The sequence below is a fragment of the Aminobacter sp. P4_H6_2 genome, assembly GCF_056400805.1.
Map to the genome: position 1 here is coordinate 1 of NZ_JBFUKO010000326.1, position 6092 is coordinate 6092.

5 protein-coding genes are annotated in these 6092 nt (G+C 61.2%); 2 read left to right on the forward strand and 3 right to left on the reverse strand.

What is annotated here, in order from left to right; all coding sequences use genetic code 11:
* Positions 1-56 precede the first annotated feature (56 nt).
* The 3 genes from AC1DUU_RS20580 to AC1DUU_RS20590 all read right to left on the reverse strand — a co-directional run bounded on the left by AC1DUU_RS20580 (position 57) and on the right by AC1DUU_RS20590 (position 3664).
* Positions 57-920 (reverse strand): fumarylacetoacetate hydrolase family protein, encoded by an 864-nt coding sequence (locus tag AC1DUU_RS20580; RefSeq protein WP_476785253.1) that lies wholly within the window; start codon positions 918-920, stop codon positions 57-59.
* 118 nt (positions 921-1038) lie between these two features.
* Positions 1039-2481 carry an aldehyde dehydrogenase family protein gene (locus AC1DUU_RS20585; protein ID WP_476785254.1) on the reverse strand — a complete coding sequence of 481 codons (1443 nt, stop codon included), beginning with the start codon at positions 2479-2481 and terminating at the stop codon, positions 1039-1041.
* 22 nt (positions 2482-2503) lie between these two features.
* Positions 2504-3664, reverse strand: coding sequence for an amidohydrolase family protein (locus tag AC1DUU_RS20590; protein ID WP_476785255.1), 1161 nt, complete (start codon positions 3662-3664; stop codon positions 2504-2506).
* 185 nt (positions 3665-3849) lie between these two features.
* On the opposite strand from AC1DUU_RS20590, the gene AC1DUU_RS20595 reads away from it, so the two are divergent.
* Both AC1DUU_RS20595 and AC1DUU_RS20600 read left to right on the forward strand, forming a co-directional pair.
* On the forward strand, positions 3850-5094 hold the full coding sequence (locus tag AC1DUU_RS20595; protein ID WP_476785256.1) for an ABC transporter substrate-binding protein: 1245 nt from the start codon (positions 3850-3852) through the stop codon (positions 5092-5094).
* Positions 5095-5242: 148 nt separating this feature from the next.
* A partial coding sequence (locus AC1DUU_RS20600; RefSeq protein WP_476785257.1) for a carbohydrate ABC transporter permease occupies positions 5243-6092 on the forward strand: 850 nt, incomplete at its 3' end.

The following is a 6092-nucleotide window of genomic DNA, read 5'->3' on the forward strand; positions in this document are numbered from 1 at the left end:
GCCAAGTGTCGACCGAGCCGGCATGGAAAGCACAGCCGCGCTTCMGCGCATTGCCGCTAGGCGCTTGGTGTGGTTTCCCGCGCAACCTGGTTGCGCAGCAAGCCGACACTTTCGATGTCGACTTCGACAAGATCGCCCTCCTTCATGAAGAGGGGTGGCACGCGCGCGAAGCCGACACCGCCGGGCGTGCCCGTCACGATCACGTCGCCGGGGGAAAGCGGGGTGATGCGCGAGACGTAGGCAATCAGCTGAGCCACGGAGTGTATCATCTGGCTGGTGCGCGCCATCTGGACGGCTTCGCCGTTCAACCGGCAGCTGATCGCAAGGTCTTGCGGGTTCGGAATTTCGTCGGTTGTGACCAGGAACGGCCCAAATGCGCCCGTCGCCGGGAAATTCTTGCCCGGCAAGAACTGCGACGTGTGGACCTGCCAGTCACGAACTGAGCCATCGTTGTAGCATGAGTAGCCGGCGACATGATCCAATGCGGCATCCGCCAGTATGTTGCGGCCGCTTCTGCCGATGATGACGGCGAGCTCCGCCTCGAAGTCGAACTGGGTGGAAACCGATGGCATCAACATCGGTTCGCCATGCGCGCATTGGGAGTCGGCGAAGCGGGCAAACAAAGTCGGATGCTGTGTCGGCGCATGGCGCGTCTCGACCATGTGGTCGTGGTAGTTCAGCCCGACGCAGATGATCTTCCCCGGATTGGGAATCGGCGCCTGCAACACGATGCCGGCAAGCGGCAGCTCAGGGCTGCGGCCGATGGCCTGGGTGCAGATGCCGAGGAAGTCAGCCTCGGCCAACAGACTTGCGAGCGTTGGAAAGCTGTCGCCAAGAACGCGGCTGATGTCGATGACGCGGTCGTCCGCCACGACGCCATATCCGGCTCGGCCGTTATGGAGATAGCTACAAAGTCGCATCGTTCCTCACTGCGATTGGCTGGAGTTTGGTCCGTGAACCGGGTGGCCGGCGCGATGCCGGCGCGAGTTTGATTGTCGGTATGGCGAACCGGGTCGGCACTGCCGCCCGGCCTGTTCTTCAGCTGATGTCGAACGTAATCGTCTTGACGTCGGTGACTTCGCGCAGCGTGTGCTTGCCACCGAGGCGGCCCAGGCCACTGGCCTTGCCGGAGGCGCCGCCAAACGGCAGGTGAAGTTCCCAGTAGCAACTCGCGCTGTTGATGTTGACGAGACCGGCCCGCAGCTTTTCGCCGAATGAAAAGGCGCGGCTCAGGTCACGAGTGAACACACTGGCGGCGAGTCCGTGCGACGAAGCATTGGCGGTGTCGAGCAGGTCGGCGTCATCGGCACACACCACCAGGGGCGCCACGGGACCGAAGGTCTCGGAGGTGTTGAGCAGCGCCTGGCGGTCGACACGTCCCATGACCGTGGGTTGGTACAACAGACCTGCCCCCTTCTTTCCGCCGGTGAGAAGGTTTGCACCCCGGGCCAAGCCGTCCGCCACATGTTGTTCGACCTTGGCGACCACCTGGGGGTTGTTCAGCGGCCCCATCGTCGTCTCCGCGAGCAGCGGATCGCCAAGGCGGATCGTCTCTGCAATGCCTGCGATGCGGGCGGCAAGCGCGTCGTGGTTCTTTTCGGTGACGAGGATTCGGCCGGTCGCGGCGCAGACCTGACCGGCATTGAAGAAGCAGCCAAAGGCAGCGGCCTGCGCTGCACGATCCAGATCTGCGTCATCGAGCACGACGACTGGCCCGTTGCCGCCGAGTTCCAGCAGCATAGGCTTGCCGGCTCCGCGCTTTGCGATGGCGCTTCCGGTCTGCGGACTGCCGGTGAAACCGATCCCATGCGTGCCGGGGTTGGAGACGATCTCGTCGCCGACAACCGCGCCGGGGCCAAGGACAAGGTTTACCGCCCCATCTGGAAGGCCAGCCTCGGCGATGCATTCCATCAGCTTGACAGCACAAAGCGATGTCGTCGGCGCAGGCACCCACACCACGGCATTGCCTGCGGCAAGGCAGGGCGCGAGGTACTCGACAGGAATGTTGATCGGGAAATTCCAAGGCGTCACGATCGCGTAGACGCCGCGTGCCTGGCGGAAACTTATGGCCCGTTTGCCTGGTGTCTCGACCGGGATGAACTCGCCTTCGAGCCATTTGATCAACTCGGCAGCTTCCCGGAATCCGGTGGCTGCTGCATCGATCTCGCCATAGGCTTCCGACGCCAGCGGCTTGCCTTGTTCGCGGGCAAGGGTAAGGGCGAGCTCGCCACGGCGCTTCTCGATGACATCGGCGACGCGATTGCAGAGACGTGCTCGATCCCATGCCGACATCTTCGACAATGCATTGTGACCGGCTTCGGCCGCCTTGATCGCATCCTGCGCGTCGGAGCGGTCGCCCTCGGCAAGAACTGCCAGGAGATTGCCGTCGTAGGGCGACCGCGCGTCAAACGTTTGACCGCTGTGCGAGGGCGTCCACTTGCCCGCTATGAAATGCTGCGCCTGAACTACGCTGTGTTCCATCGTCATTGTTCCGCTCGGATTCTTATTGGGATTGCATGAGATGGCTGCCGCCCGTGGGGTCGATCTGGCGACCCCTCACGATGAGGCGGTCGCACACCAGCCTTGTGGAGACGTCGAGGCCTTCGCCGGCCGCGTCTCTGAAGGTCCAGGGTTCGTCGCGCCACTTAAGCACGGCAACATTGGCTTCGTCGCCGACAGCGATGCGACCTAGGTTGGGACGGCCGATGACCTTCGCCGGGTTGGCGCTGCCGGCAGCAAGCGCGGTCGTCTGGTCCACGCCTAGCGCAATCATCTTGTTGATCGTGGTCAGAAGGTCGTAGGCAGGACCGTTGACCGAAAGGGAATGGATGTCCGAACTGATCAGGTCGGGCACGAAGCCCTCGGCCAGCATCTCGCGGCAGACACGGAAGGAAAAGCCGCCCATGCCATGGCCGATGTCGAAGTGTACGCCGCTTTCGCGCGCCCGCCATACCGCATCGCGGACGCGGCCATTTTCAGTCGCGGCGTTCGGATCCGGACGGCAGCAATGCGTGATGATGTCACCGGGACGCAGCCGCTGCAGGACCTCCTCGATGGATGGAGGGTCAAGGTCGACGTGGCACATGACCGGCAGGTTCAGGCGCTCGGCCACCTCAAGTGCCACTTCGAGAGCTGCGCCGCCGTTTTCGCCGGAAGCTTTGCGGCCGGCCCGCACCTTGATGCCGACGATTTGCTCCGGATAGGCCTGCGCGGCTTCTATGCAGCTTTCGGCGTCGACGAGGCGCATGTCGCAGCATTCACCGACCATCACGCGCTTGGAGAAGCCGAAGATTCCAGGAAACGAGACGTTGAGGAAGGCAAATGCATGGAAGGGAAGGGGTTCGAAGATGAAGGTTTTCAGGCCTTCAAAGTTTCCTGCTCCGGCCGAACCAGCGTCAACAAACGTTCCGGTCGCGGATCGATGCGCAACCAGTTCGGGCCGCACTCCCAGCGAGGTTGCGCCCCAGTAGATATGCGTGTGGATGTCGGTCAGCGCCGGCAGGACGATTGCGCCTCGCGCATCGACGACAATATCGTCCGGGCGCGACAGGTCGGTGCCGATGGCGGCAATGCGACCGTCGGCGATGGCGACGTCGGCAATGGCGCCCGGTGTGTCGCCGAAGGCCAAGACGTGGCCGCCCTGTAGAATTGTCCGTCGTGACATTGGCGAGTTCGTCTCCGGTGGGGGCCTTTGCGRCACCTGTAGGTGGGCTCGGGCCGTTCAAATGGGTCAGCGATCTGTCAGCAAAAAAGCACATACTGACTGGTCAGTCAATATTGACAACGACACCATTTTCATTCCAGATGGCTGCGTCATTCGACATCTGCAGCACCATTTGGGAGGTACTTATGGGCAAGAAGTTTTTGGCCGCGTTGATTGTTGGTACGGCCACCGCAGCAGCGTTGCTGCACTCTGGCAGCGCTTGGGCCAAGGAAACAGTTCGGGTCAGAGTTGCGGAATACAGCACAAAGACGGGTCCGTTTTTCCAGGGGCTGGCGGAAAAGTTCAATGCAGCCAATCCTGACATCGAGGTTAAGATCGAGCATCTGCCCTGGCCGGAGATGCAGCAGCAGCTGGTGAGCGACATTTCAGCCGGTACGGCGCCTGATGTCTCGCATATGGCGACGCGCTGGATGGCGGGATTTGCCAAGGACGGGGCCCTTGCCCCGATCGAGGGGCTGATGTCGCCCGGCTTCGCCGATAGCTTTGTGCCGACCTATCTCGACCTTCAGAAGCAGGGCGACCATACGTGGGGACTGCCGATTGCGGCATCGGTACGGGGTCTGTTCTACAACAAGAAGCTTCTCGAACAGGCGGGGATCGCAAATCCGCCGGCAACCTGGGACGAGGCGTTCGAGGCGGCCAAGAAGATCGATGCGCTGGGCGATGGAGTCTATGGCATTGGCGTTCAGGGCCGGGATCTGGATACCGAAGGTTATTGGTTCTACAGCCTCTGGACCCATGGCGGCAGCATTCTGGGGCCGGACGGCAAGAGCGGGTTCGCCTCGCCTGAGGCGGTGACGGCGACCAACAACTATCTGCGCATGATCAAGGCGAATGTCACCCAGCCGGGCGTTACCGGTTCCAGCCGCGAGGACCTGCAGAATCTCTTCGCCGCCGGAAAGATGGGCATGGTCCTGTCGGGTCCCTGGTTCAATGCGCAGCTCGCCGAACAGGGCAAAGATGTCGAGTACGGCATTAGCCGAATTCCGGTTGCCACGACCGAGGCGACCTATGGCGTCACTGACACCATCGCGGTCCTTGAATCCTCGAAGGTGAAGCCTCAGGCGATGAAGTTTCTGGAGTTCATCTTCAACAAGGAAAACAGGCTTGAGTTCGGCAAGCTCGAAGGTTTCGTACCGGTCCTGAAGGCGGAAGCGACCGAACCCTTCTTCACCGAGAACCCGAAGATGTCAGTGTTTCTGGAAATGGGATCGATAGCAAAGTTCGCGCCGCTGTTCCCGCGCTGGGAAGAGATGGCCGATGGCCTCAAGACCGAATTGTCCAGGATTTACGCGGGCGAGGTTTCAGCCGAGGAGGGCCTCAAGCAGGCCGCCGAGAAGATGGACGCGATTCTCGCCGAAGAAGAATAAGTCCTGAAATCGTCGCCTGCGAGCGATCCCATTCTACTCAGGTGGCGTGAAGACCACGCCACCACCCTTCCTCAAAGGTAAAGCGCGTATGCCGGGAATTGAGAAGACCGCTCCCAGACGGGCCGTAAGCGCCGGCCGGTCGAGCAAGATGGGGCTGCCGGGGCCGGCCTTCGCGCTGATGCTGATTGCACCTTGTCTGCTGCTTTCGGTCGCCGTGATCGGCTATCCGATATTCGACGTGATCCGCATGTCGCTCTTTGACGTGAGCCGCACTGGTGTTGTCCGCGAGTTTTCTGGCCTTGCCAACTTTGCCAAGGCGTTCGCCGACCCGGTTTTTCTGCAGGCTGCACGCCAGACAGTGATCTGGACTGTCTGCGTGGTAGGCGGAACCCTTCTGGTTTCGGTACCGATTGCCTTGATCCTCAACGAGGATTTCTACGGCCGGACAATCGCCCGAACGATCGTGCTGCTGCCGTGGGCTATCTCGCTTGCGATGACGGCGGTGGTCTGGCGCTATGTCGTAAATGGTGATTTCGGCACGCTCAACATGACGCTGGCCGCACTTGGCCTGCCATTCGAGAATTATCCGTGGTTGGCGGACGCCAGAATGGCGTTCCTCATCGAGATACTGATCGGAATTCTGGTGTCGGTGCCCTTTACGGTGACCATTCTTCTCGGTGGGCTGACGTCGATCCCGGAGTCCCTTTACGAGGCCTCCGCCATCGATGGAGCGGCGCCTACCAAGAGCTTCTACTATATCACTCTGCCGCTGCTGTGGCCGTTCATGCAGATCGCGCTCGTCCTCAACGTCATCTATGTTTTCAATTCTTTCCCGATCATCTGGATCATGACCAACGGCGGTCCCGCCAACCGGACCGACATTCTGATCACCTACGTCTACAAGCAGGCTTTCGCGTTCGGCAAACTTGGCAATGCAGCAGCTGGCTCCATGGTCATGTTCGCCATTCTTCTGGTGTTTGCCATCGTCTATCTGTTTC